General features: G+C 31.0%; 27 protein-coding genes and 3 tRNA genes. 3 read left to right on the forward strand and 27 right to left on the reverse strand.

Translation table 11 applies throughout. The annotated features are described in order from the left end of the window. Position 1: 1 nt before the first annotated feature. From B8978_RS16505 to B8978_RS16520, 4 genes are all read right to left on the reverse strand, one after another. A tRNA-Thr gene (locus B8978_RS16505) sits at positions 2–77 on the reverse strand. A 15-nt stretch (positions 78–92) separates the two neighbouring features. Continuing rightward, a tRNA-Val gene (locus B8978_RS16510) sits at positions 93–168 on the reverse strand. 4 nt (positions 169–172) lie between these two features. Next, positions 173–257, reverse strand: a tRNA-Tyr gene (locus tag B8978_RS16515). Between the two features lie 163 nt (positions 258–420). After that, positions 421–1,020, reverse strand: a complete 600-nt coding sequence (locus B8978_RS16520) for a hypothetical protein (RefSeq protein WP_084117399.1) — start codon at positions 1,018–1,020, stop codon at positions 421–423. A 126-nt stretch (positions 1,021–1,146) separates the two neighbouring features. Between B8978_RS16520 and yyaC the strand changes: the two genes are divergently transcribed. Beyond that, complete coding sequence (gene yyaC / locus B8978_RS16525) at positions 1,147–1,683, forward strand: spore protease YyaC (protein ID WP_084117400.1); 537 nt, start codon at positions 1,147–1,149, stop codon at positions 1,681–1,683. Between the two features lie 90 nt (positions 1,684–1,773). Here yyaC and mreB read toward each other — a convergent pair whose 3' ends face one another. The 19 genes from mreB to B8978_RS16620 all read right to left on the reverse strand — a co-directional run bounded on the left by mreB (position 1,774) and on the right by B8978_RS16620 (position 19,203). Next, complete coding sequence (gene mreB / locus B8978_RS16530; RefSeq protein ID WP_084117433.1) at positions 1,774–2,799, reverse strand: rod shape-determining protein; 1,026 nt, start codon at positions 2,797–2,799, stop codon at positions 1,774–1,776. A 98-nt stretch (positions 2,800–2,897) separates the two neighbouring features. Next, positions 2,898–3,152, reverse strand: coding sequence for a sporulation transcriptional regulator SpoIIID (gene spoIIID / locus B8978_RS16535; protein ID WP_026882115.1), 255 nt, complete (start codon positions 3,150–3,152; stop codon positions 2,898–2,900). A gap of 118 nt (positions 3,153–3,270) precedes the next feature. Then, the gene (locus tag B8978_RS16540) at positions 3,271–4,041 is read right to left on the reverse strand and encodes a M23 family metallopeptidase (RefSeq protein ID WP_084117401.1); all 771 of its coding nucleotides are present in this window, start codon (positions 4,039–4,041) and stop codon (positions 3,271–3,273) included. A gap of 484 nt (positions 4,042–4,525) precedes the next feature. Continuing rightward, a complete protein-coding gene (gene spoIID, locus B8978_RS16545; protein ID WP_084117402.1) occupies positions 4,526–5,560 on the reverse strand; it encodes a stage II sporulation protein D in 1,035 nt (344 codons plus the stop codon). A gap of 275 nt (positions 5,561–5,835) precedes the next feature. Further along, positions 5,836–7,095, reverse strand: coding sequence for a UDP-N-acetylglucosamine 1-carboxyvinyltransferase (murA, locus tag B8978_RS16550; RefSeq protein WP_084117403.1), 1,260 nt, complete (start codon positions 7,093–7,095; stop codon positions 5,836–5,838). Between the two features lie 31 nt (positions 7,096–7,126). Continuing rightward, positions 7,127–7,924: a hypothetical protein gene (locus B8978_RS16555; RefSeq protein ID WP_084117404.1), complete on the reverse strand. Its 798-nt coding sequence runs from the start codon at positions 7,922–7,924 to the stop codon at positions 7,127–7,129. 170 nt (positions 7,925–8,094) lie between these two features. Then, positions 8,095–8,499, reverse strand: a complete 405-nt coding sequence (locus B8978_RS16560; protein WP_084117405.1) for a F0F1 ATP synthase subunit epsilon — start codon at positions 8,497–8,499, stop codon at positions 8,095–8,097. A gap of 14 nt (positions 8,500–8,513) precedes the next feature. Next, positions 8,514–9,911: a F0F1 ATP synthase subunit beta gene (gene atpD, locus B8978_RS16565; protein ID WP_084117406.1), complete on the reverse strand. Its 1,398-nt coding sequence runs from the start codon at positions 9,909–9,911 to the stop codon at positions 8,514–8,516. Positions 9,912–9,929: 18 nt separating this feature from the next. After that, on the reverse strand, positions 9,930–10,772 hold the full coding sequence (gene atpG / locus B8978_RS16570) for an ATP synthase F1 subunit gamma (protein WP_084117407.1): 843 nt from the start codon (positions 10,770–10,772) through the stop codon (positions 9,930–9,932). A gap of 37 nt (positions 10,773–10,809) precedes the next feature. Then, positions 10,810–12,312 (reverse strand): F0F1 ATP synthase subunit alpha, encoded by a 1,503-nt coding sequence (atpA, locus tag B8978_RS16575; RefSeq protein WP_084117408.1) that lies wholly within the window; start codon positions 12,310–12,312, stop codon positions 10,810–10,812. 10 nt (positions 12,313–12,322) lie between these two features. After that, entirely contained in the window at positions 12,323–12,862 is a 540-nt protein-coding gene (locus B8978_RS16580; RefSeq protein ID WP_084117409.1) for a F0F1 ATP synthase subunit delta, read from the reverse strand. A 1-nt stretch (position 12,863) separates the two neighbouring features. After that, complete coding sequence (locus B8978_RS16585; RefSeq protein WP_084117410.1) at positions 12,864–13,343, reverse strand: F0F1 ATP synthase subunit B; 480 nt, start codon at positions 13,341–13,343, stop codon at positions 12,864–12,866. A gap of 52 nt (positions 13,344–13,395) precedes the next feature. After that, positions 13,396–13,647: an ATP synthase F0 subunit C gene (atpE, locus tag B8978_RS16590; protein WP_084117411.1), complete on the reverse strand. Its 252-nt coding sequence runs from the start codon at positions 13,645–13,647 to the stop codon at positions 13,396–13,398. 80 nt (positions 13,648–13,727) lie between these two features. Beyond that, on the reverse strand, positions 13,728–14,402 hold the full coding sequence (locus B8978_RS16595; RefSeq protein WP_084117412.1) for a F0F1 ATP synthase subunit A: 675 nt from the start codon (positions 14,400–14,402) through the stop codon (positions 13,728–13,730). Between the two features lie 16 nt (positions 14,403–14,418). Then, the gene (locus B8978_RS16600) at positions 14,419–14,763 is read right to left on the reverse strand and encodes an ATP synthase subunit I (protein ID WP_242950586.1); all 345 of its coding nucleotides are present in this window, start codon (positions 14,761–14,763) and stop codon (positions 14,419–14,421) included. Between the two features lie 406 nt (positions 14,764–15,169). Further along, the gene (locus B8978_RS16605; protein ID WP_084117414.1) at positions 15,170–16,348 is read right to left on the reverse strand and encodes an acetyl-CoA C-acetyltransferase; all 1,179 of its coding nucleotides are present in this window, start codon (positions 16,346–16,348) and stop codon (positions 15,170–15,172) included. Positions 16,349–16,491: 143 nt separating this feature from the next. Beyond that, entirely contained in the window at positions 16,492–17,625 is a 1,134-nt protein-coding gene (gene wecB / locus B8978_RS16610) for a non-hydrolyzing UDP-N-acetylglucosamine 2-epimerase (protein WP_084117415.1), read from the reverse strand. A 22-nt stretch (positions 17,626–17,647) separates the two neighbouring features. Continuing rightward, entirely contained in the window at positions 17,648–18,685 is a 1,038-nt protein-coding gene (locus B8978_RS16615; protein WP_084117416.1) for a glycosyltransferase family 4 protein, read from the reverse strand. 29 nt (positions 18,686–18,714) lie between these two features. After that, a complete protein-coding gene (locus B8978_RS16620) occupies positions 18,715–19,203 on the reverse strand; it encodes a deoxycytidylate deaminase (RefSeq protein WP_084117417.1) in 489 nt (162 codons plus the stop codon). Between the two features lie 207 nt (positions 19,204–19,410). Between B8978_RS16620 and B8978_RS16625 the strand changes: the two genes are divergently transcribed. Continuing rightward, positions 19,411–20,091, forward strand: coding sequence for a metal ABC transporter ATP-binding protein (locus tag B8978_RS16625; RefSeq protein ID WP_084117418.1), 681 nt, complete (start codon positions 19,411–19,413; stop codon positions 20,089–20,091). Continuing rightward, the gene (locus tag B8978_RS16630; RefSeq protein WP_084117419.1) at positions 20,069–20,875 is read left to right on the forward strand and encodes a metal ABC transporter permease; all 807 of its coding nucleotides are present in this window, start codon (positions 20,069–20,071) and stop codon (positions 20,873–20,875) included. The genes B8978_RS16625 and B8978_RS16630 overlap by 23 nt, the downstream gene beginning before the upstream one ends. Positions 20,876–21,020: 145 nt before the next feature. Here the strand turns inward: B8978_RS16630 and upp are convergent, their stop codons facing one another. Genes upp through B8978_RS16650 form a run of 4 tightly spaced genes read right to left on the reverse strand, consistent with a single transcriptional unit; the run spans position 21,021 to position 23,708 of the window. After that, the gene (gene upp / locus B8978_RS16635) at positions 21,021–21,650 is read right to left on the reverse strand and encodes a uracil phosphoribosyltransferase (RefSeq protein WP_084117420.1); all 630 of its coding nucleotides are present in this window, start codon (positions 21,648–21,650) and stop codon (positions 21,021–21,023) included. A gap of 12 nt (positions 21,651–21,662) precedes the next feature. After that, entirely contained in the window at positions 21,663–22,112 is a 450-nt protein-coding gene (gene rpiB / locus B8978_RS16640; RefSeq protein ID WP_084117421.1) for a ribose 5-phosphate isomerase B, read from the reverse strand. 59 nt (positions 22,113–22,171) lie between these two features. Further along, positions 22,172–22,624, reverse strand: a complete 453-nt coding sequence (locus B8978_RS16645; RefSeq protein ID WP_084117422.1) for a low molecular weight protein arginine phosphatase — start codon at positions 22,622–22,624, stop codon at positions 22,172–22,174. Positions 22,625–22,655: 31 nt separating this feature from the next. Continuing rightward, a complete protein-coding gene (locus tag B8978_RS16650) occupies positions 22,656–23,708 on the reverse strand; it encodes an L-threonylcarbamoyladenylate synthase (RefSeq protein ID WP_084117423.1) in 1,053 nt (350 codons plus the stop codon). Positions 23,709–23,897: the final 189 nt, after the last annotated feature.

Consider the following 23,897-nt stretch of genomic DNA (forward strand, 5'->3'; position numbering starts at 1 on the left):
ATGGTGCTGGCAATAGGAATTGAACCCATAACCTACTGATTACAAGTCAGTTGCTCTACCAATTGAGCTATGCCAGCTTATGAAATTTAAAATGGTGGGCATTACAGGGCTCGAACCTGTGACCCTCTGCTTGTAAGGCAGATGCTCTCCCAGCTGAGCTAAACGCCCATTTTGGTGGAGGAAGATGGATTCGAACCATCGAAAGCTGAGCTAACAGATTTACAGTCTGCCCCCTTTGGCCACTCGGGAATTCCTCCAACTATATAATTTCATAACTTGACTTTAACTTCGTCATCAACAAGTAATAGTATACAATCTCATTTATAGTTTTACAAATTTATAATCTGGCAATATAACAATCCTTCTCTTTATTTCTTGTTATTTATCGTTTTTTCTAATACATGCGCATATACATGTTTTTTAATTAAGACTATCTAAATTAATAAATTTTGATGCAATATTTTTCATCTTGTTAAAATCATCATTATTAAGTCTTTTTTTTAAAAGTTCCATAGCGTTTAATAATCCTTTTTTTTCATCATCATCACTTATGTCTTCTTGTAATTTATTAAAATCTTCTGGTGAAAGACTTTTACTTATTGACAATATTTTTGCTTTATCTGTAAAACTTATTTTATCCATTATTTGATTTTTGGATACTTTAAATACAGGTACATCATTTTTTTGATCATTACTTGTAGCATTTTCTACTATATTGCTATTTTCTTTAGTATTTCCACTAATTACATTCTCATCAACATTATTTTCTTGTTGTGGACTGACTTGTTCTTTTTCGTCAGCTGTATCTTTTACACTCATATTGCTATTATCGATATTTTTTTCTTTGGTTACAGTTTTATTTTCCTTTTTATTGTTATAATCGTGTACCGTATCTTCACCATTTTTTATAGCTGAATAATTTTGTTCGTTATTATTATAAATATTTGAATTATATATCATAACCCCTGCGGTCAACATTGTTATTGTTATTGCTATCATACTCATCAACTTTTTATTCATATCATCCCTCCTGCAATTTTCATAATTCACTCTATTTATTAATTATCTCTATCACATGCAATTTTATACATTGTTTCATAATATATCCTGAAAAAAATTCATATAAATTAATGGGAGGTGTATTTCTTGAATAAAATGAAAACATTCTATAAGAATCCACTTGCATATTATGAAATTGCTCATTTCTTAAAGGATTATATAAACAGTAATACTATAATAGTTTGTATTGGTACTGATAGATGCATTGGTGATTGTCTTGGTCCTCTTACTGGAACCATATTAAAAAGTAGAAATTTTCCACTGTCCGTATATGGAACCATATCAGATCCAATTCATGCCTTAAATCTTGATAAAAAATTAAACAACATAAAATCTACTTCTCCCAAATCTATAATAATTGGGATAGACGCATGCCTAGGAAGTTCCGATAGTATCGGTGAAATACAAATAAGAGACTATCCTATTCATCCTGGTAAAGGTGTGGGCAAAACATTGCCTAATGTTGGAGATTACTCAATTATTGGAATTGTTGACTCCTGTGAAAATAATGAAATCTTTACAAATAGAAATATCCGATTAAATCTAATTTTAGAAATGGCTAAAGTTATATGCGACTCACTGATACATGCATATTATCTATACAAAAATGACACAAACCTTTAAATTTTGTATAACAAAAAGTGACTGTTTCTAAAACGGTCACTCTTAGTTTACAATTAATATATTATCTACATGACTTTTACTACTTTAATATTAATCTATCATAGTAATGTCATCTCCTGTAAAATCTAATTTGTCAATAAAATCTAACACCTTACCAGTTCCAAGTGCCACACATGAGACTGCTTGGTCAGCAACACAAACTGGTACTTTCGTTTGATCTTCAATTAATTTATCTAGTCCACTTAAAAGGGACCCTCCACCTGTCATAATTATTCCTTTATCAGCAATATCTGCTGCAAGCTCTGGAGGTGTTTTTTCCAATACTGAATGTGCACAATCTGCAATAGCATTAACAGATTCCTCAAGTGCTGACCTCATTTCAGTAGAAGTAATAAGAAGATTTTTAGGAAGTCCTGTTATTAAATCCCTACCTCTAATTTCCATTGTATCTTCTGATTCTTCTTTAAATGCTGATCCAATACTTATTTTTATATCTTCAGCCGTTCTTTCACCAATCATTAATTTGTGTTTTTTTCTTATATATTTAACAATTGCCTCATCAAATTTATCTCCAGCAATTTTTATTGATTTTCTTACAACTATTCCCCCAAGAGAGATAACCGCAATATCTGTAGTTCCTCCGCCTATATCTATAACCATATTGCCACTTGCCTTAGATATGTCAAGTCCAGCACCAATTGCTGCCGCTAATGGTTCTTCAATTAAACATGGTTTTTTTGCCCCAGCATTTACAGCTGCATCTTTAACAGCCCTTTTTTCAACTTCAGTTGCCTCACATGGTACACAAATTACTACCCTTGGTGTGGAGAATCGCCTTTTCCCACAAGCTTTTCTTATGAAATGTTTAAGCATTTTTTCAGTTATATCATAATCTGAGATTACACCATCCCTTAATGGACGAATTGCTATTATATTACCCGGAGTTCTACCTATCATCTTCCTTGCTTCTTCTCCAACTGCAAGAACTTCATTATTGTTACGATTAATTGCTACCACTGATGGTTCCTTTAAAATAACACCCTTACCTTTAAGATACACAAGTACAGTTGCTGTCCCTAAATCTATTCCTATATCCGATCCAATTCCAAAAAACATCCCTTTGTTCACTCCATCTCTTATGTTTTCTACATTTTTTATTACATTTTTCATTTTATTACAAAATGCTTCTATTTTATATTATAATAGGAATGTTTCTAACCTTCAATAGCCTTGTACTTCATTTTTGTAGCTTTTCCACCTCTAATATGCCTTTCAGCTTTATTAATTTCTAATACACCTTTAGCTTGTTCAGCAATTTGAGGATTTATTTGAGGTAATCTTTCTGTCATATCTTTGTGTATCGTACTTTTACTTACTCCAAAAACTTTAGCAGTTTTTCTAATTGTAGCTTTTGACTCAATAATATATTGTGCTACTTCTAGAACTCTTTCCTCAATGTAATCTTTCAAAGTACTACCTCCTTAGTCCTTCTATAATTATAAATATGCGGTACATATTTCATTAATTACTTAATATCAGCCATCCCGACAGTTTTTTTGAATGGCTGATAAGTTTGTAATATATTTTTTAATACTTAATATAATTTTGAGGGTTTACATCTTTATAGCTTCCATCATTTTGCTTTTCATCAATTTCAAAATATAGATGATTGCAATCAACAATTCTATCTTTTGCATTATCGCTGTCTCCAATGACACCAATCTCACTATTTTGATTTACAACATCTCCACTTTTAATTTTTATACTTGCTGGATCTAAATTGTCGTATACAACTTTTAGTTTGTTATCTTTACTTAAGACAATTATTTTTCCTCCATTGGCATAGCTAACTGTACCATTTACTGAAGAATATACAGGTATTCCCACATTGTCTACTTTTATATATTCTCCAAGTATAGTTCTCGCTACTTTATCTAGCCCAACTGCCATTGCTCCTTCTGTGCCAGTATACCCTTGGGCAATAGATCCTTTTACAGGAGCCGATACTGTAGTTACAACTGCAGCTCCAGTAGCTACACTCGCATTATTTTTTGTTGTGTCCTTTTTAGCAAGATTTGCATTATCCATACTTGCTTTTTTACTCTCTTCTTTTGACAAATTTGCTTTGGCTGTATCTAATTTATTCTTTGCCTTTGCTTTTGCCTTCTTATTGTTAAGCGATGATACTTGTTCTTGTTTCATTACAGCATTGCTTTTAGATTTAGTATTCACATATGTTGCTACTCCAGCAATTATGCACAGACAAAGAAATAAAATTAAATAAAAACCATCTTTCTTAAAAAAATTCACCTTATGATTTTCATTTGATTTTTTATTGAATAAATCATTTTTACCCATAGAAAAACACCTCCTTTTTGTATTTTGTCCATAAGTTAGTAAAAAATACATTATATATTAATTTTTTTGCTAAATAATTTCTGTAAACTAAAAAAATTGCCAAATTAGATTTAAAATTCCTACTAGCGTTTTAACAGTAGCAACATTTAATCTTGTTTGGCAATTTTTTACCGGTTCCATATTAAATTATATATACTTAAGTTGCTTTTATCAGACAAGAGTTTATTCTTAGTAGTAAAAGATTGCAAGAGTGCCAAAATGGAAGAATTAACGGTAATGCCGTTAATAGTGATAGAATTTGCTTTCAGTAAAAGGTTATGGATGATTTTTCTACGCAATGCGTGCGAAAAATCTTTGAACTTAAATTCATTATTTTTCTGACGTAGGAGGAAAAATTTCCTTAGCCTTTATGGATACATCCATAAACCCTTCATCCCTGCTTAGTAGTCTCTTCATATTACGACTTTAAATATTGCTTTTTAGATCAATCATATAGTTTTTCTATATTTATACCAGTATAGTAATGTTTTAATATATCCGAATAGCTTTTTCCATTTTTAGCCATAACATTTGCACCCCATTGGCTCATACCTACATCATGACCATAACCTGTACAATCTATTTCAATATTATCAGAGTTATATTTAATTACAAAATTAGTTGAGTTAATTCCCATAATACTCCTAAACTTAACACCTGTAATAGTATTATTTCCAATTTTAATTTCCTTTACTCCATCACCCTTAGTTCTACTTAATATTGTTACTGAATTCATAACATTAGAATAATTAATATTTGAATTTTTATATACTTTTTTTACCTTATCTATAAAACTTAAATATGTAATTTTAACCTGACTTTTGTATTTATTATGTCCAACATTTTCGCCTTCACTTGTAACACTTTTTAGGTATGGTTCGTCATCTCCAAGTACTTCTTTTGAATCTTCAGTTTTACCTGAACTTATGGCAAAATATAAGGGTTCTTTAATCACACTTCCATCATACGTAATAACTTGTCCCCTAGTATCATTGACAGCTTCATTTATTTTATTCCAATACTCATTTGAATCCTTACTAGGCCAACTTTTAATTCTTTCTTCTTTATCCATATATACTTGACACTCAACATCGTCTGTAACATCTGCACCTTTTCCATGATTATATGGTTTTCCTCCATAGACACTCATATGGGCTACTGCAAAAGTTCTAGCCGCTATAGCTTGAGCTTTTAAAGCTTCTATATTAAATTCAGCTGGCATTTCTGATGACACTACGCCTACTATATAATTTTCTATGCTTATTTGCTTTATGCTTTTTGTTTTTGTTATGTACACCTTTATATTTTCTTCCTTATTGCTAGTTTTATTAAATCCAACATAATCACTGGGCTTAACATCATATCCTTTATCATTAGATTTTTTATTCAAATTTATGTTTGTCCCAAATCCAACAGAAATTGACACTGCCATTATAAATATAACACCTGCGAATATAATTATAATTAATCTTTTAAACATATAAGCTTCCGTTATCAGTTTTTCAATATTTTTTATTTAAACAATAACGGATTTCACCTGCCTTCCTTTAAATATAAGCCTTATATTATAATTATTATTCTGTATAGTTTTTATTACAAAAAAATAGAATAGCTCAAAATAATTTACTTAAGCATATAAAAAATAACATGTCATTATTTTAATTTGACTTGTTATTTTTTCATGTGCCTTGTATTGAGCTATCTTAGAAATAATACAATTTACTTTTGTAAGAATTTCCATAATGAAATTCTTTTTTAAACTTCCATTCGTCTTATGTCTGCTCCAAGTGTTCTTAACTTTTTTTCAAACTCAACATACCCTCTATCTATATGATAAATATCTCTGATCTCAGTTTCTCCCTCTCCTCCAAGTGCTGCTATAACAAGTGCTGCACCAGCTCTAAGATCCGTTGCTTTTACTTCAGCACCAGTGAATCTATTTATTCCCTCTATAACAGCACTTCTTCCATCTATTTTAATATTTGCACCCATTCTTTTAAGTTCTGTTACATGCATAAACCTGTTTTCAAAAATTGTTTCTGTTACAACACTTGTTCCTTTAACAACACTAAGCAAACTCATCATTTGTGCTTGCATATCTGTTGGAAAACCTGGATATGGCATTGTTTTTATATCAATTGGTTTTAATGTTCCTGTACCATCTATAATTAACTGACTTTTATCTAAATCTATTTTTATCCCCATCTCTGTAAGCTTTGCTACAATTGGTTTTATATGCTCATTGTCTATTCCTCTTATTTTAAATTTACTTTTGGTTATTCCTGCAGCAATCATAAATGTTCCAGCCTCAATCCTATCATAAATTGGTCTATAATTAGCACCATGTAATTCTTTTACCCCAATAATCTTTAATGTGTCTGTTCCAATTCCACTAACCTTTGCACCCATTTTATTTAGGAACTTAGCTAAATCCCCTATTTCTGGTTCCTCTGCTGCATTCTCAATTATAGTCTCTCCTTCAGCCATAACTGATGCCATCATTATATTTTCAGTAGCACCTACAGATGGATAATCCAAATATATTCTTTCACCTCTTAATTTCTTTGATGAAGCTTCAACGTATCCATGATCTATTTTTACACTAGCACCCAGAGACTTAAATCCTTTTAAATGTAAATCTATAGGTCTAGTCCCTATATTACATCCACCTGGAAGTGATATTTTAAATCTTCCAAATCTAGATATCATTGCCCCCATTATCAAGAAAGACCCTCGCATCTTTCTCACTAAATTGCTACCGGATTCAATGCCATTTATACCCGAAGTATCTATATTTACTGTTGAACTTTTAGCATCTATTATTACTTTTGCACCCAAAATCTTAAGTACATCACAAATCACATATACATCTAATAACATTGGACAATTGATTATAGTACACTTATCTGCACAAAGAATTGTTGCAGCAATTATCGGTAATACCGCATTTTTAGCAGCACTTATTTCCACTTCACCGCTTAAAGTATTTCCTCCTTTAACTATAAATTTATCCATTTTAATCCTCCACTTCATTCTTGTTAAAACTCTAATAAGTTATGTCTACCATTGGCGTACCCAAAATTATAAAATTTTGTTTTGATTCATTTATAACTGCAAAATTAAGATCTATATACTTTCCATTATCAACTATTGGGTCATATTGTTTTGTATAAGCTACTGTACTAAATCCTTCATTTATATGAACCGTATCTATATTTTCTGAACCAATGTCTTTTAAATATTTAATTATTCCACTCTGAATTAATTTAATATCCTTAATTGAACTTTTAATTTTTATATATTTATGAACACTAATATTACAGCCATCTATTCCTGAAATTTTTTTCACTTTTTTTTCAATACTATTAATATCTTCTTTTGGATAAACTTCTCTAATGAATATATATATTTGAGTATTATTGTCATATTTTTTACTCTCTATATATCCAGAAATATTACCTTTTTGAAATTCTCTAGAGTACATGTCACCTCTATTTATTGTCACTGTGTTTTCTAATTTATAAGTATTTTTAATTTTATTTATACTTTCCAAGTTTATATCATTTTCACCATTTAACAAATCATTGTAAGTATAATTACAATTTTCAGATTGTTTTTCATTTTTATCGTATAAGTTCATTAATTTTAGCCAATTTACACATTCATTTTTACCTTCATTTTTAACTTTATAGCTTATGTTCATTCCGTTTTCTACTATATTTCCATTAGTTTCACTGACTATATTCTGAAAAATATCTTTTCTATCTTCTGCAAATGTTATTGACACCATAAAAATTGTGATGAAAAACACTAAAAAACAAGTTGAAATCTTTTTAAATTTCATCTTTCCCCCTACCTTTCTTTCTAAATTATTAACCTTATCACAAATTTTTATTCTGTCCTTATTACCAATATATATATTTTTTTTAAAAGTGTGAAATTTTTCTATGTATTCAATTGACTAAAAAAATAAGGTATTTTTCAAAGTTCAACTTTGAAAAATACCTTATTTCTTTAAATACCTTTTGTTTTGATTCTAGCAACTGCTCTTTGAAGAGCAATTTCAGCTCTAGCTGTATCTGTCTTACCAGGCTCTTTATTAAGTCTTTCCTCGGCTCTTTTTTTTGCTTCTTCAGCTCTTCTTACATCAATTTCCTCAGGCCACTCTGAAGCATCAACTAACATTTCCACTTCAGTTTTTGTAACTTTCATAAGTCCAGTTGATGTAAAAGCAACTTTTTCTGTTCCGTCTTCAAGCTTAAATCTTGTTTCTGCTGGTTTTAACAAGCCAACAAAAGGAATATGTTCTGGAAGTATTCCTATACCACCATTTTCAGTTTGTGTATTAATTTCCTTTACTTCGCCAGCATAGAATTTCTTTTCAGGAGTTACTATGCTAAGCTTCATTTTAGATGCCATGCAAAATCACTCCTTTAGCCCATCATAGATTTAGCTTTTTCTCTAACTTCTTCTATTGAACCTGCAAATAAGAATGCTGCTTCTGGAAGATCATCACACTTACCATCAAGTATTTCTTTAAATCCTTTTATTGTATCTTTAATAGGTACGAATTTACCCTTCATTCCAGTAAACTGTTCTGCAACGCTAAATGGTTGAGACAAGAATCTTTGTACTCTTCTTGCTCTATTAACAACTGCTCTATCCTCATCACCTAATTCATCAACACCAAGTATTGCTATAATATCTTGAAGTTCATTATATCTTTCAAGGATAACTCTTATACTACTTGCAATTTCATAATGCTCTTCACCAACAATATTCGGATCAAGTATTCTAGAAGTTGATTCAATCGGATCAACTGCTGGATATATACCAAGTTCTGAAATTGATCTTGATAGAACTGTTGTTGCATCAAGATGAGAGAATGTTGTTGCTGGAGCTGGGTCAGTAAGGTCATCAGCAGGAACATATACAGCCTGAACTGATGTTATTGATCCTTGTTTTGTTGAAGTTATTCTCTCTTGAAGGGCACCCATTTCTGTTGCAAGTGTTGGTTGGTAACCAACTGCACTTGGTATTCTTCCAAGTAGAGCTGAAACTTCAGATCCAGCTTGAGTAAATCTAAATATGTTATCTATGAATAAAAGAACGTCCTGTCCTTCATCTCTGAATTTTTCTGCCATAGTAAGACCAGTAAGCGCAACTCTCATTCTAGCACCTGGTGGTTCATTCATTTGTCCAAACACTAGCGCAGTCTTATCTATAACTCCAGACTCTTTCATTTCATAATAAAGATCGTTACCTTCTCTTGTTCTTTCTCCAACACCTGTGAATACTGATAATCCACCGTGTTCTTTTGCTATGTTGTTTATAAGTTCTTGAATAAGAACTGTTTTACCAACACCAGCACCACCAAATAATCCAATCTTTCCACCTTTTTGATAAGGTGCTAAAAGGTCAATAACCTTTATACCTGTTTCAAACATTTCAGGTGATACAGACTGATCTTCAAAACTTGGTGCAGCTCTGTGTATAGGATAGTATTCTGAAACTTCCAAATCCCCAGCTTCATCAATTGTCTTACCTAATACATTAAATAAACGTCCAAGGACAGGTTTTCCAACTGGAACAGAGATTGCTTTTCCTGTATCAATTACTTCTGCTCCTCTTCTTAATCCATCAGTTGATTCCATAGATATAGTTCTAACTATATCATCACCTGTATGTAGTTCAACTTCTGCAATAAGTTTTTTGTTGTTTCCCATATCAATTTCTAAGGCATTAAATATATTAGGAAGGTTATCACTTTCGAATTTTACATCTACAACAGGTCCTATAACCTGAACAACTTTACCAATACGTTTTGGCATAAGTTTCCCTCCTTAATCTTATTCTTGAGCTTGTGCTCCTGAAACTATTTCAGTTATTTCACTAGTTATTGCACTTTGTCTTATTCTGTTATATCTAAGATTTAAAGCATCCAATAAATCATTAGCATTCTTTGTAGAACTATCCATTGAAGACATTCTAGCCGCTTGTTCACTTGCTTTAGAATTTAATAAGAAGTTAAATATTTGAGATTTTAAATAGACACTCTCAACACCTTCTAATAATTCATTTGCTTCAGGCTCAAATTCTCCAGCACTACCACTTTTTTTATCAACTTTTAGTGGTAATACCAATTGATCTACAACGGTTTGTTTTACAGTTGATTTAAATTTAGTGTACACTACATGGACTTCGCCAACTTCACCATTTTTGTAAAGATCCAATGCATGTTCGGATATTGTTTTGGCTTCCTTTAATGTTGGTTCATCTGGTATATCAACATATTCAGCTACTGTATCGTATTTTAACCTTCTAAAGTAACCTCTTCCTTTTTGTCCTACAGACATTATAATAGAATTTGGTCTATCAGTTGAAGCTTTCTCTACGGTAGCTGTAACAACAGCTGCATTAAAACCTCCACAAAGTCCAGAATCAGAGGACAAAGTTATATATAATTTTTTGTTACTTCCGTTACCTTGAACATATATGCTTTTGCCCACTATACCTTCAGCAACACTTTTCATTATACTTTCAAATGAATTATAATAACCTTGATTTGATTCTAAATTTATTCTGCATTTTCTCAATTTAGAGGTGGCAATAAGTCCCATGGCGTTGGTTATTTTCTTTGTACTAGTTACAGATTTAATTCTTCTTTTTATTACAAGAAGTCCTCCTGCCATACTACACCTCCTGCATAGATAAACCTATGCTTTTCTGTTAAAAAACTTTTTTATATTCTTCGATTGCTTCATTAAGCATCTTCTTAATTTCATCATCTAATACTTTCTTTGAAAGAATTGCTTCTCCCACTTCTTTATGGTGAGTATCCATGAATTCAAGTAATCCTTTTTCGAATTCTTTAATTCTTGCAACATCTACATCCATTACATGGTTTTCAACAACAGCATAGATTATGATTATTTGCTTTTCTACAGGCATTGGTTCATATTGATCTTGCTTAAATACTTCAAGTAATCTCTTACCTTTATCAAGTCTTCTCTTTGATTCATTATCAAGATCTGAACCAAATTGTGAGAATGCAGCAAGCTCTCTGTACTGAGCAAGTTCAAGTCTTAATGTACCTGAAACTTGTTTCATTGCCTTAATTTGAGCACTACCACCAACTCTGGATACTGATATACCTGAGTTAACAGCTGGCCTTTGTCCTGCATGGAAAAGATCAGCTTCAAGGAATATCTGTCCATCAGTTATAGATATAACATTTGTTGGTATATATGCAGCAACGTCTCCTGCTTGAGTTTCAATTATAGGAAGGGCTGTTATTGATCCTCCACCTAATTTATCAGAAAGTTTTGCAGCTCTCTCAAGAAGTCTTGAATGTAAATAGAATACGTCTCCTGGATAAGCCTCTCTAGCAGGTGGTCTCTTAAGTAATAATGACATTGTTCTATATGCAACAGCATGCTTACTTAAATCATCATATACTATTAATACATCTTTTCCTTGATCCATGAAATACTCACCCATAGTTACTCCTGCATATGGAGCAAGATATTGAAGTGGAGCAGTTTCAGATGCAGTAGAAGAAACGATTATTGTATAATCCATAGCACCTTTTTGAGTAAGTGTATTATAAATATGAGCTACTGTAGACTGTTTTTGTCCTATAGCAACATAAATACATATAACATCTTGACCTTTTTGATTAATTATAGTATCAATAGCTATGGCTGTTTTACCAGTCTGTCTATCTCCTATAATAAGTTCTCTTTGACCTCTTCCAATAGGAATCATTGAGTCAATTGATTTTATACCAGTTTGTAGTGGCTCATTAACTGATTTTCTTTCGATAACACCGTGAGCAACAACATCTGCTGGTCTAAATTCTGCTGCTTTTGCTGGTCCTTTTCCATCAATTGGCTGGCCTAGTGCATTTACAACTCTGCCTATCATAGCTTCTCCAACTGGTACTTCAACAACTTTACCAGTACTCTTTACTATGTCGCCTTCTTTGATTCCTTCATCGTCACCAAGCAAAACACAACCTACATTATCTTGTTCTAGATTCATTACCATTCCAAATACATCACCTGGAAATTCAAGAAGTTCTCCTGCCATACAGTTTTCTAAACCGTATACTCTGGCAATACCATCACCTACTTGAATTATTGTACCTGAATCTACTGATTCAACTTTATTATCATAACCTTCAATTTGTTGTTTTATTATTGAGGTTATTTCTTCAGGTTTTATGTTCATAGGCTCACCTCTATCCTCTTATAAGCATTAATTTTTTCATTTCATCAATTTTGTTCTTTACTGTTCCATCGATAACGTCATCACCAACTCTAACATAAACCCCACCTAAAATACTTTCGTCAATATTTTCTTTCAAAATTATTGATTTTTTATACTTAGCCTTAAGCTTATCAACTAAAGATGTTCTTTCTTTATCATTTAGTGGAACTACAGTTTTTACAACCGCAATAATTTCACTGTTTTTCTCCAAACGAACTTTTTCCATTTGGAAAATAACAGTATCTAGTTCAGTAATTCTGTCTTTTTCTATAAGTAACAACAGAAAAGAGATCATTTCTTTATCAATTTTGTCGACAAAAACATCTTTAAAAATTTGCATTTTTTTAGAAGTACTTATTTTAGGATGATTAATTACTTGACTTAAATCGCTATTTCCCTTTATTAATGTTTCAATTTCTTTTAAGTCAGCAATATATTCATCTATTTTATTTTTTTCTTCAGCTACATCATATAATGCAACTGCGTATCTTTTAGCTAGATATTCATACATATTAATTACCTACCTTAGCTATAAATTCTTCAATAAGTCTTCTATGTTCTGCCTCATCTATTGCTTTTTCCAAAGCTTTTGATGACAAAATCACAGCAAGATCAACTACTTTTTTCTTTAATTCATCTTCTGCTTTTTCTTTCTCTCTTTCTATATCTTTCTTAGCCCTAGCAGCTATTAGTTCAGCTTCACTTGAAGCTTCATTTTTAATCTGCTCTGACACCTTTTCAGCTTTCTGCTTGTAATCTTCTACTATACTCTTACCTTGTTCTTTTGATTGCTCTAAATTCTTTTGTGTTTCAATTTTAAGAACTTCTGCTTCTTTTTTATCAGCATTAGCTTTATCTATTGTATCTTTTACTTCGCTGTTTCTGTCATCTACTACCTTAGTAATTTTTTCGAAGAAAAAATGTTTTAAGAATAACAAAGCAATTATAAAGTTGATTATAGTAATAATAATTGTACTTACATTTCCTTCCATTTGCCCAAAAGCCTCCTTTCGGCCTAATTTTTATACATAATCAGTTATAATATTATTGCCATTTCATGAATAGTAGTAATATTGCAACTAATAAAGCATATAAAGAAGTAACTTCGGCAAATGCCAAACCTATAAACATTGTAGATGTTACAGATCCTCTTGCTTCTGGTTGTCTTCCGATAGCTTCAACAGCCTTACCAGTAACAGTACCTATACCAACACCTCCGCCTAAACATCCAATTGCAGCTAATCCTGCACCTATTGCACACATTCCATCTAAAAAAGTTTTAGCATCAATATTCATTTTTTTTCCTCCTTAAAGTTAAATTTAATTATGATATTTATAATATCTACTATCAATTTTGATGTAGTTTATTATTACTATTATTCTGCCTCTGATCCCATCTTAGTGTATAACATAGTAAGCATCATAAATATATACACCTGTATTACACCATCAAACATGTCGAAAAACATATGAAAAGGTACTGGAACTATAAATGCAAAATGGCCCATGTATTTATATATTAAGCCTATTAATATAGATCCTACAAGCATATTACAAAATAGTCTTAGACACAATGATATTGGAAGAGTAATTTTTTCAAGTAAATTCATTGGAAACATCAATGCATATGGAGTAATCAATTCTTTACCATAGCCACCTATTCCAACTTTTCTAAATGCAGTTACATTTATAACAACAAAACTTATTAATGCAAAACCTGCAGTTACATTGATATCCTTAGTGGATGGTTCAACTCCAACTAATGCTGACAGATTTAAGAAAAACAAGAAAATTCCCATGGTACCAATAAAGGGTACAAAGCCCATAAACTCTTCTCCCATATTTTCTTTTACTAAACCTGTAAATAAATTAACAAGCATCTCTAGCACACTTTGTTTTTTACTAGGTACTTTTCTTAAATTACTAGTAAAAGCTAAAACCAATATTGCTATTATGACCATAATTACCCATTGAGTAACAATACTACTGGTTATATTAATATTATGACCGCCTACATTTAAAGAAAATAACGTTTTAGCATTTAAATCCATCTTATCACTTCCTTTCTTATTTTTTTATTGTTAATCCATGAAGGATAACAGCTATGTAGTGAAGAGTATAGCCTATTATTATAGCTATATATTTAAACTTATCATTACCACATAATATTATAACAATACATAGTGTAATAATAATTCTAAATGCAGATATTAAAATAGTGAGAAATTTTTTTCCAGATATAGATAATATAAAACTTGTTGAAATTGCATTAAGCACAAAATTAAATGCTGCTAAAATTAACCCTACTATTATTATGTAATCGTAAGGTTTATAAAAAACATAAGATATAATAAATGCTAACACTGCAATAATTATATCAATGACAAATACCCTTTTTAAAATAAATTTCACTTCTGAGTCCAATTCGTTCACCTACTGTCTGATTAGGATATTTAAATTATATATCTAACTAATTTTTATTCAAACATGGATAATTAGACATATTAAGCTATTTAAAGCATTTATACTAAATTAACTCTACATTAATCCTTATTAATCCCCAAATCTCTCATTTTATATATTATGATTATTTTTTTTTTCTTATTTCATTTATTTGATAATACTTTATTTTCTGTCTTTTTATACTACAAAGTCCTTGTAAACGAAATCACTTGCATATAGTTTAACACATTTCTTAATATTTAATATTTTATTATACAATAAAAATATAATTGTACAGTTCTAATTTCATAAAAATTAAATAAAAAACAAAAGAGATGTTAAGAAAACATCTCTTTTGTTAACAAAAAGTTTACATTTATCTTTCTACAATAAGTGCTGTTCCTTGTCCGCCACCTATGCAAAGTGTAGCAAGACCCTTTTTAGCATCTCTTTTTTCCATTTCATATAAAAGTGTAACTAATATTCTAGCACCTGATGCTCCTACAGGATGTCCAAGAGCTATAGCTCCACCATTTACATTTACTTTACTCATATCAAAGTTTAAGTCTTTAGCAACTGCTAAACTTTGAGCTGCAAAAGCTTCATTAGCTTCAATTAAATCTAAATCTTCAACTTTTAAGTTTGCTCTTTGAAGTGCAGTCTTAGTAGCTCCAACTGGTCCATAACCCATTATAGCTGGGTCAAGTCCTTTTGATCCAAATGATACTATTTTAGCAAGTGGTTTAACTCCAAGTTCTTTTGCTTTTTCTGCACTCATTATAACAAATGCAGCAGCTCCATCGTTTATACCTGAAGCATTTCCAGCAGTTACTGTACCATCTTTCTTAAATGCAGTTCTAAGTTTTGATAATCCTTCTATGGTTGTACCAAATCTTGGGAATTCATCTGTATCAAATATTTTAGGATCACCTTTTCTCTGTGGTATTTCTACAGGAACAATTTCGTCTTTAAATTTGCCACCTTTTATAGCTGCTTCAGCTTTTTGTTGTGAAGCAAGTGCGAATTTATCTTGATCTTCTCTAGAAAGATTCCATTTTTCTGCTATGTTTTCAGCAGTTATTCCCATGTGATAGCCATTAAATGCATCCCATAGTCCATCTGTAATCATTTCATCTACAAATTTTGTATCGCCCATTTTACTTCCCCATCTAGCTTCATTAACTAAATAAGGGGCTCTTGACATGTTTTCCATACCACCAGCAACTACAACATCAGTATCTCCTGATAATATCATCTGACGTGCAAGTGATACTGCTCTAAGACCAGAACCACATACTTTATTTATTGTAAAAGATGATGTTTCTAAAGGTAATCCTGCTTTTACAGATGCCTGTCTTGCTGGATTTTGTCCAAGTCCTGCTTGAAGAACATTTCCCATAACTACTTCTTCAACATCTTCTGGTTTTATTCCAGCTCTTTTTACAGCTTCCTTTATTACTAATGCTCCTAGATCTACAGCTGAAACATTTTTCAAGCTACCTCCAAATGAACCAACAGGTGTTCTTACAGCACTTGCTATTACTACTTCTCTCATTGAAATAACCTCCTAAAATTTATAATCTTGCGTTAAATAACAATATCTTTAATTTCCAATTTTAATTATACCCACAATTATTTTTTTTATCAATAGATTTTGTTAAAAAATAAACAAAGTCAACCTTCGAATTCTAGATTCACTTATACACTTTTCTCTATATTGAAGTATTTTAATATTATATCTGTAATTCTCTTAGATGCCAAACCATCTCCATAAGGATTTATAGCTCTACTCATATTTAAATACTTATCCTCATTGTTAATAAGTTCACTTGCCTCTCTTACAATTTTATCTATATCTGTTCCAACAAGTTTTACTGTCTTTGCTTCTACAGCTTCTGGTCTTTCAGTTACATTTCTCAATACTAAAACAGGTTTACCAAGGTGAGGTGCTTCTTCTTGTAATCCACCTGAATCAGTCATTACCATAAAACTCTTATTCATTAGATTATGTGTTTCCTTTGTGTCTAGTGGAGGTAATAAATGTACTCCTTTAACACCATCTAGATATTTATAAACCACATCTCTTACAATTGGATTTAAGTGGACTAAATAAACAAGCTCCACATCATCATTATCTGTAACTATTTTTTTTAAAGCTTTACATATATTTTCTATACCTTCGCCCCAATTTTCTCTTCTGTGTGCCGTTACCATTATTACTTTTTTACTAGAATAATCTAAGCTGTTTAATTCTTCATTTTGAAACTTATAATCTTTTTCTACAGTATGCTCCATAGCATCAATTACCGTATTACCTGTTATGTAAATATTATCTTCTGATACGCCTTCATTCAGTAAGTTATTTTTTGACCCCTTTGTTGGTGCGAAGTGTATATCAGCAATTGCTCCCGTTAATTTTCTATTCATTTCTTCAGGGAAAGGAAAATATTTATCAAAAGTACGAAGACCTGCTTCCACATGACCTACAGGTATTTGTTTGTAAAATGCCGCTAATGCACCTGCAAAAGTAGTGGTAGTATCTCCATGAACTAAAACCATATCCGGTTTTTCTTCTTCAAAAATGCTTTCTAGCCCCTCAAGTGCTCTTGTTGTTATGCTAGTTAATGTTTGTTTGTCTTTCATTATATTAAGATCGTAATCAGGTGATATTTCAAATAGTTTTAAAACTTGATCAAGCATCTCTCTATGTTGTGCAGTTACACACACTTTAACATCTATCTCTTTCCTAGATTTAAGTTCTTTAACAAGCGGCGCCATTTTTACAGCTTCTGGTCTAGTACCGAAAATAGTTATAACTTTTATCCTACTCAATTTATTTTCCTCCTAATGTATTTTAATTTTTACGTTTAAACAATCCAAACTTCCATGCTAAAAATACAATTACAATAACAACAACTGCTAAAACCATATATGCTCTTCTATTTGTAAGTTGCATAACTATTATTGCAATCATTCCTAAAATAGCATTTATCAAATACATAATAATTACTACTTGTCTTTGACTAAGCCCCATATTGAGAAGTCTATGATGTAAATGCCCCTTATCAGCTTCCGCTATAGGTCTTCCATTTACTTTTCTTCTTATTATGGCAAATAGAGTATCATATATCGGAAGGCCTAGTGCCAAAATAGGAACAGCTAAGACAATTGCTGATGCTGATTTTATTGCCCCCTTCATAGAGATTGCCGCAAGTAAAAATCCAATTAATTGTGCTCCTGTATCACCCATAAAGATAGATGCTGGGTTAAAATTATATGGCAAAAAACCAAGTATGGCAGCTGCAAGTATAATTGTAAGTGTAATTACTTCAAATTCTACTTTTCCACTTAAATAAGAAGCTGCAGTCATCGTTACACATGCTATAAAACCAAGTCCTGCTGAAAGTCCATCTAGCCCATCAATTAAATTAAAAGCGTTTGTTATACCAATAACCCATATTAAAGTAAGTGGAATTGCAAAAATTGGATTTATGCTTATAAATGGATTAGTGTCACTTACCGGATTAGTTATTATGGAAATCATAGTATTAGTTCCAATAAGCACAAATGCTGCTATTACTTGAAAACTCAATTTTTGCCATGGTTTTATTGTATACTTGTCATCTATTAGCCCACCTATAACAATTATAGTAGCTCCAATTAAAATTCCCATTTCAGATTTATTTATAGGTCCACTTTTAGCAAACACCATAATAACAAAAGAAAAATAAATAGCTAATCCTCCGAGTTTTGGTATTGGTTTTTTATGTACTCTTCTATTATCTTTTGGTATGTCTACCACCCCTAAGATAATAGCAAGTTTTCTCACGATCGGAGTACTAATAAAAGAAATTAATGCTGCCAATACTGCTATAAAAAATAAGTTTTTCATAATATCTTCCTTTACGTATATTATTATTGTTAATATGTACTTCTTCCATTAATTAAATCATCTTCTTCAATCCACGATTTTGTGTTAATAATCCTATATTCATTCTTATTGTCACGAATAACTACTCTCTCTATTCCTGAATTGATTATTAGTCTTTTGCACATTGTGCATGAATTTGCTTTTTCAACATATTGATTTGTTTTCGCATCTTTACCAACAAGATACAAAGTGCTATTTATCATATCTCTTCTCGATGCACTAATTATTGCATTTGCCTCCGAATGAACTGAACGGCAAAGTTCATATTGTTCACCTCTAGGTACATTCATCTCTTCTCTTCTGCAAACTCCAAGATCGCTACAATTTTTTCTACCTCTTGGCGCACCTGTATATCCTGAAGATATTATTTCATCATTTTTCACTATAATTGATCCAAAATTTCTTCTTAAGCAAGTTCCTCTTTCAAGTACAGTTTCAGCAATATCTAAATAATAATTATCTTTATTTCTACGATCCAAGCAAACCTTCTCCTTTTCCTTAATTACCTTTGAATAAACAAAATTCATTACAGAAATATTCCATTTTATAATTCTCATTATATATTATATCATTAATCGAGATTTTTTTAATAATAATTTAAATTTATAATTATTTACAATGGCTACTTGCAAATAATTCGCATCAAAGTATATAATTATTTTAGCAATTAACCAGGAGGAGCTATTATGTTAAAAATTACAAATTTATATTTTTCTTACAACAAAAATTCTCAGTATACTTTAAATAACATTAATTTAAATATAGCTAAAGGTTCTTATGTATCCATTTTAGGTGAAAATGGCAGTGGTAAAAGTACACTTATGAAATTGATACTTAATTTATTAAAGATAACTAGTGGTAAGATAGAAATATCAACAAAAAAAATTGGTTATGTCCCTCAAATTATGGACAATTTCAATTCTGCATTTCCAATAACCGTAGAAGAGATACTAAAATGTCATATGAAAGCCTTAAAAATAAAAGATAAAAATGTCATTTCGACAAGTTTGGATAAGGTAAATATGAGCGAATTTAAATCTTCTCTTATAGGTAATTTATCTGGAGGGCAAAGGCAAAAAATATTTATTGCCCGGGCTATAATGGGGAATCCAGACCTTATAATACTTGATGAACCTTCAAGTGGAATAGATGTAAAAAGTCAGATCGAGATTTATTCCATAATAAAAAATTTAAACACTAAAAGTAAAATTACAGTGCTTTCTGTAGAACATAATATGGGCGCTGCCATTAAAAATTCTACACATATATTTAAACTTGATAAGGGCTGTGGATGTCTATTAGACATAAAAGACTATATTAATTTAAATTCGGAGGTTTTACATAATGTTTCAGCTTTTACATCTTAGTTTTATGCAAAATGCATTAATAGCATCAATACTTATATCAATATTATGCCCTTCTATTGGTGTTTTTTTAGTTTTAAAAAGGTATTCTATGGTAGGTGACACACTTGCTCATGCCTCATTTGCAGGTGTAGCTATCGGGCTTGTTTTCGGCTTTAGTCCTATAATTATTTCTTTTGTATTTACAACTTTTTGTGCTATTTTAATAGAAGTATTAAAGAATTATTACAAACAATATTCTGATTTAATTCTTCCTATTGTACTAACATTTTCTGTTGGAATTGCAATAACACTTACAAGTAGTGGCAGAGCTCAAGGTAATATAGAATCTTTCCTGTTCGGAAGTATTTTAACTGTAAGTAAAAGTGATTTGTATACAATCCTTATATTAAGTATTATATGCGTTGTTCTCTTGTATTTATTTTACGAAAAGCTCGTATATATAACTTTTGATGAAGATGGTGCTAAAATCTCTCAAATAAACGTTAAACTTATAAATTACATTCTATCTGTCTTAACCGGTGCTGCAATATCTGTGTCTATCAGAATTATAGGCATTCTTGTTGTTTCTTCCATGATAGCTGTTCCTGTTGCCACGGCTATGCAACTTAATAAAAGTTTTAAAAGCACCCTCGTTTTTTCAGTTATATTTGGTTTTATAGATGTAATTGTTGGACTTATCTCATCTTATTATCTTAACTGTGCCCCAGGTGGAACTATAGCTTTGACATCAGTATTTGTTTTAATTCTAACACTCTTATTCAAAGCTGTTAGAAGAAATGGTTGATACGTCTTTAAATCGTTATCTAAAGACGTATCAGCCGTTATCTCCCACTTTGAAGAATATGGGATTGTTACGGATGGTAGTCATCGGATAAATAATAAAAGGCGTTATCTAAAAATTAACTTTTTAGATAACGCCTTTTATTTACTTATTTTGTTCCGAATAATCTATCTCCTGCATCTCCAAGACCAGGAACAATATATCCATCTTCATTTAATTTTTCATCTATTGATGCTAAATATATATCAACATCTGGATGTGCTTCTTGAACTGCTTTAACACCTTCTGGTGCACCAATTAAACACATAAGTCTTATATATTTTGCACCCCTTTTCTTTAATAATGTTATAGCATCTATAGCTGAACCACCTGTGGCAAGCATAGGATCTGTTACTATTATATCTCTTTCCTCTATATCTTGTGGTAGCTTACAGAAATATTCTACTGGTTGAAGTGTTTTTTCATCCCTGTATAGACCTATGTGTCCTACCTTTGCCGCCGGAATAAGTTTAAGCATACCATCAACCATTCCAAGTCCTGCTCTTAATATTGGGACTATAGCAACTTTTTTACCTGCAAGCATCTTACATTTTGTTGTGCATATAGGTGTTTGTATGTCTACAGTTTTAACCTGCATATCACGAGTAACCTCGTACGCCATAAGCATAGCTACTTCCTCTACAAGTTCTCTAAAATCCTTTGAGCCAGTTCTTTTATCTCTTATAAAAGATAATTTATGTAATATTAATGGATGTGAAATTTGTGTTACTTTACTCATTATTTTTCCCTCCTAAATTGTTTCTTTATTTTCTATATCAGTAATTTTGTCTATTCTTCTTTGATGTCTATCGCCTTGAAAACTTGATTTCAAAAATGTATCAACTATATCTAATGCTAAACCAACTCCAACTACTCTTTCACCAACAGCAATTATATTAGCATCGTTATGTTCTCTACAAGCATGTGCAGAGAATGTATCTGAGCATGCTGCTGCTCTAATACCCTTTACTTTATTTGCAGCTATACTTATTCCTATACCTGTTCCACATACTAATATTCCAAAATCATAGTTTTTATTTGAAACTTCTTTTGCTACTGCATACGCATAATCTGGATAATCACAAGAATCAGCCGTATATGTCCCAAAATCTTTAAACTCAATCCCTTTTTCTTCTAAATGTCTCATTATCTCTTTTTTAAGTGATAATCCTGCATGGTCACTTCCTAATGCTAATTTCATATTTGCACCTCCATATAATATTGCTCCTGTCACTTGCAAAAAAAAAGATAACTGTATTATTACATACCTTTATCTTCTCTTAATTTTTTTAAGAGCAATTTAATGCTTATTTCCATATTCTTATAAGTATCTTTATATCTATCTAAATCCCCACCATAGGGGTCAGATATATCACCATTAATAGAAACATATTCATTTAATGAGTAAACCTTATTTTTCAAATCATTAAATTCACTTGTAATTACATTTGCCATATACTTTGTCATTGTAAGAACAAGATCCATTTCTTTTAACATATTTTCAGTAATTTGAACAGCTTTTCTTTCACTAATGTCAACTCTTAGGTTTTCCATAACCAAAGTTGCAGAATGTTTTGAAGTAGTGCTGCTTGGTATAATATTCAAACCAGCTGAAAATGCTTTCACCGTTTTTATATCACACTGCTTATTAAATATCGCTTCAGCCATACAGCTTCTACATGTATTTCCTGTACAAACAAAAAGTATATTCATCTTTTCCTCCTAGCACTAATAAAGTGAAACTTTAAACATCAATTATGTTAAATCCTGCAGACTTATTAAGTCTGTTCATAATTGCAACTCCAAAACCAATTTCATCAAAGGCTTCACTTAATATTATATCCACTTCTTTATCATCAAAACACCTTAATGTCTCAAAAAGATTTTTTCCTATAGAGTTAAGATCTTTTCTGCTTCCAAGCGATATAACCAAAGCGTCATTATATAAATCTTTTGTTTCATCAGTAGCCATTATACCTACTTTTTTGCCTTGACCTATATAATTTTGCACTATTTCATTGATTTTTGCAATAGTTTTTTTTAATTCCCCTTTAACAATTTTAACCGGAGCTTTTGGTGCATAATGTCTATATTTCATACCTGGAGCTTTTGGTTTAAGGTTTTCTTTAGGTTTCTCCATTATAGCTTTATCTATATATATTTTTTCATCTACCTTCTTAAGCATTTCCAAAGTTATGCCACCAGGTCTTAGCACACAAGGTGGATTCACAGTACAATCTATAATTGTTGATTCAAGACCTACCTTTGAAGTCTCTCCTCCTATTATATAATCAATTTTCCCATTTAAATCTTCTACGCAACGCTCCATATCTGTAGGGCTAGGTTTTCCTGAAATATTTGCTGACGGAGCAGCTATTGGAACACCTGATGATTTTATTATTTCCCTTGCTATTATATCACTGGGCATTCTAATACCAATGCTTTTTAGTCCTGCTGAAGTTGTGTCTGGAATTATAGGTTTTTTTTCTAATATCAAAGTCATTGGACCTGGCCAAAAACATTTCATTAGTTTTTTTGCAATATCAGGAACATTTTGAACCAATCTATCCAGTTCATTAAATTCAGCTATATGAACAATTAATGGATTATCTTGTGGTCTTCCTTTTGCAACAAATATTTTTTTAACTGCTTCACTATCAAGTGCATTCGCACCTAACCCATAAACAGTTTCTGTTGGGAATGCTACCAATCCACCATCCCTTATTATATTACCTATTGTAAAAATTACATCTTTATCTAAATTTTTAGTATCTAATATATCAATTTTAGTATTCATTTATGTACACACACCTTTTAACAACAATACCTCGTTTTACTTAAATTTTACTCTTCATAATGTATTTATGTCAAATATAAATATAATATTTCAACTTTACAATGGTTAAAGATTTTTATTATAGCTAAAGCTAGATGAAAGATTAAAGAAAGCCTTTGGCTAAAAGGTAATATAATAATTGAATTGTTG

The organism is Clostridium acidisoli DSM 12555, assembly GCF_900176305.1.
Classification (GTDB): domain Bacteria; phylum Bacillota; class Clostridia; order Clostridiales; family Clostridiaceae; genus Clostridium_I; species Clostridium_I acidisoli.

Excerpts from the sequence above, each read along its gene's own strand:
- B8978_RS16520 (WP_084117399.1), bottom strand. The coding sequence starts at position 1,020 with ATGAATAAAAAGTTGATGAGTATGATAGCAATAACAATAACAATGTTG.
- mreB (WP_084117433.1), bottom strand. The coding sequence starts at position 2,799 with ATGTTTTTTGGAATTGGATCGGATATAGGAATAGATTTAGGGACAGCA.
- B8978_RS16540 (WP_084117401.1), bottom strand. The coding sequence starts at position 4,041 with ATGGGTAAAAATGATTTATTCAATAAAAAATCAAATGAAAATCATAAG.
- spoIID (WP_084117402.1), bottom strand. The coding sequence starts at position 5,560 with ATGTTTAAAAGATTAATTATAATTATATTCGCAGGTGTTATATTTATA.
- murA (WP_084117403.1), bottom strand. The coding sequence starts at position 7,095 with ATGGATAAATTTATAGTTAAAGGAGGAAATACTTTAAGCGGTGAAGTG.
- B8978_RS16555 (WP_084117404.1), bottom strand. The coding sequence starts at position 7,924 with ATGAAATTTAAAAAGATTTCAACTTGTTTTTTAGTGTTTTTCATCACA.
- B8978_RS16560 (WP_084117405.1), bottom strand. The coding sequence starts at position 8,499 with ATGGCATCTAAAATGAAGCTTAGCATAGTAACTCCTGAAAAGAAATTC.
- atpD (WP_084117406.1), bottom strand. The coding sequence starts at position 9,911 with ATGCCAAAACGTATTGGTAAAGTTGTTCAGGTTATAGGACCTGTTGTA.
- atpG (WP_084117407.1), bottom strand. The coding sequence starts at position 10,772 with ATGGCAGGAGGACTTCTTGTAATAAAAAGAAGAATTAAATCTGTAACT.
- atpA (WP_084117408.1), bottom strand. The coding sequence starts at position 12,312 with ATGAACATAAAACCTGAAGAAATAACCTCAATAATAAAACAACAAATT.
- B8978_RS16580 (WP_084117409.1), bottom strand. The coding sequence starts at position 12,862 with ATGTATGAATATCTAGCTAAAAGATACGCAGTTGCATTATATGATGTA.
- B8978_RS16585 (WP_084117410.1), bottom strand. The coding sequence starts at position 13,343 with ATGGAAGGAAATGTAAGTACAATTATTATTACTATAATCAACTTTATA.
- atpE (WP_084117411.1), bottom strand. The coding sequence starts at position 13,647 with ATGAATATTGATGCTAAAACTTTTTTAGATGGAATGTGTGCAATAGGT.
- B8978_RS16595 (WP_084117412.1), bottom strand. The coding sequence starts at position 14,402 with ATGGATTTAAATGCTAAAACGTTATTTTCTTTAAATGTAGGCGGTCAT.
- B8978_RS16605 (WP_084117414.1), bottom strand. The coding sequence starts at position 16,348 with ATGAGAGAAGTAGTAATAGCAAGTGCTGTAAGAACACCTGTTGGTTCA.
- B8978_RS16615 (WP_084117416.1), bottom strand. The coding sequence starts at position 18,685 with ATGAAAAACTTATTTTTTATAGCAGTATTGGCAGCATTAATTTCTTTT.
- B8978_RS16625 (WP_084117418.1), top strand. The coding sequence starts at position 19,411 with ATGTTAAAAATTACAAATTTATATTTTTCTTACAACAAAAATTCTCAG.
- B8978_RS16630 (WP_084117419.1), top strand. The coding sequence starts at position 20,069 with ATGTTTCAGCTTTTACATCTTAGTTTTATGCAAAATGCATTAATAGCA.
- upp (WP_084117420.1), bottom strand. The coding sequence starts at position 21,650 with ATGAGTAAAGTAACACAAATTTCACATCCATTAATATTACATAAATTA.
- rpiB (WP_084117421.1), bottom strand. The coding sequence starts at position 22,112 with ATGAAATTAGCATTAGGAAGTGACCATGCAGGATTATCACTTAAAAAA.
- B8978_RS16645 (WP_084117422.1), bottom strand. The coding sequence starts at position 22,624 with ATGAATATACTTTTTGTTTGTACAGGAAATACATGTAGAAGCTGTATG.
- B8978_RS16650 (WP_084117423.1), bottom strand. The coding sequence starts at position 23,708 with ATGAATACTAAAATTGATATATTAGATACTAAAAATTTAGATAAAGAT.